The organism is Salinivibrio sp. AR640 (assembly GCF_001995405.1).
Lineage (GTDB): Bacteria > Pseudomonadota > Gammaproteobacteria > Enterobacterales > Vibrionaceae > Salinivibrio > Salinivibrio costicola.
In genome coordinates this window covers 1-1,710 of sequence record NZ_MUFD01000052.1, presented here as the reverse complement: position 1 = coordinate 1,710, position 1,710 = coordinate 1, and the positions used below count along the sequence as shown (strand labels likewise).

Sequence of the window (1,710 nt, the reverse complement as noted above, 5' to 3'; positions counted from 1 at the left end):
CATAATAAGCTAACTCTTGTTTGCGTAATACGGGTTCGAGACCCAGTCGAGTATTCGAGTTTGGTGCTTGGAGTTCTAAGGTGCGTTCATGTTTGTTATCGGTCTCTCGACAGAGGAGCCAGCGTTCAATCGAACTGCACATTAGAAAGCTTTAGTTGCAGCTAAAGCCTGGGTCTCACTTTACCCAAATACGGGTGATATTATCCATACAAAGCATTTAAGACGGATTCGCAACGCTTGGCGGCTTTAGTGTAAATTCAGTTTTTGTGTTTTAAGTGGTTTGCGAGACATCGGTGTTTAGTGTCTCACCACTTAATGCGGCGTTAGGCTTATATCAGTATGGAGATACTTATGAGAWAAATTATCATTTTACTATTATCTTTTTACCTTTTTGGGTGCGCGACCGGACAAGGTGGCATGTTTGGGGCAGGTAAATTTGAAGTAATGGAGGCGGATTCTCGTTTTAGCGAAAGCAATGACCGCATTTTCACAAGCAAAAATAATCGAATCTCATCGAAATCTATAGCGGGTGGAGTCCATATTGATGGACGAGGTGTTTTTGTAAATCCCATGATGACCAAAAGTGCTGATTCGAATAAAGTGTTATTGCTTGGTCTGAGTATAGAGAATATGACAAGTCACGACACTTCTTACGGATCCCCAAATACATTGGGCACCATTCAAAGCATTGCATTTCTTATAGATAACCAAGAACCAATAGTGTTAGAGGCGCACTCAAGTTCAACCGAATGGTCTGATGTAATTGATTACAACTCAGTAACACGTTCGGCATCATCAGATATTGTCGAATCTGGCATGGTAGCTTTAAGTGCAGAAGAGTATGAGAAAATAATTTCCTCTCAAAGTTTGGCGGTAAAAGTTCAAGGGTCTAAGCGTTCGGTTGTTTACGAAAGCGAAGATATTTCCGATTCTTTTGTCCAAAATTTGCAGCAGTTCTACAACTCGTATGTACTATAGCAAAAGGCCTAACAAAAAAGTCAACGCGACCCGCCTTTGCTACGGCCTTGAAAAGCAGGCCTCCGCAAAGACGGGCACGTTACTTTGGCGTTATGTTGCCAGTAAGATTGTACCAAGTTTTGTAATAATGTAGTTACGTCCTAAGGAAATTAACTTTGAATCAAATCTATACTGAATCTCACGAAAATGATGCGGTTAACATAGCATGTAATATATCTAGTGAAGATGCTATAGTGCTTGTTGAACTGGATAAGGCTTTTACACTTTTTCAAAGTAAGGCTACATTGTGGTTCGCTGTATATAAGGACTATTTAGATCTACAAGGTTACTTAGATACACTGTTGGAAAATCATTATTCTTCTCTTAGATTACTTAATGATCCAGAGGTGCTAAGTTCTATATCTCGCTACGTAAGTAATTTTTTATCATCTTCAAGCATTATGCTGACGATACTTGAGCAAGATTTCCCTTCTTCGGAGTCTAAAAATGACTGGAATCTAAAACGAAGAGATTTACATAAAAACAACATTGAATATCAATTTTGCTATGAACTTAGAAATTACTCTCAACATTATAATTTGCCGATAAATACAATCGGTAAGCTATATGATGAAAACTCCATTCCGTATATCTTTATTGGATTCTATCTGCCGAATAAAGATAATAAAGTATGTCGAAAAATTGACAGAATTTTGCTGAGCATGGATAAAAGTATTAATGTCAGTCATTATA

Annotated in this window: 2 protein-coding genes; both read left to right on the top strand. The window is 38.0% G+C overall.

Translation table 11 applies throughout. The annotated features are described in order from the left end of the window. The first annotated feature begins 351 nt into the window (after positions 1–351). Positions 352–978 carry a hypothetical protein gene (locus BZG75_RS15075; protein ID WP_077577416.1) on the top strand — a complete coding sequence of 209 codons (627 nt, stop codon included), beginning with the start codon at positions 352–354 and terminating at the stop codon, positions 976–978. Between the two features lie 155 nt (positions 979–1,133). Beyond that, the coding region (locus tag BZG75_RS15070) for a hypothetical protein (RefSeq protein WP_199878904.1) at positions 1,134–1,710 on the top strand (577 nt) is incomplete at its 3' end.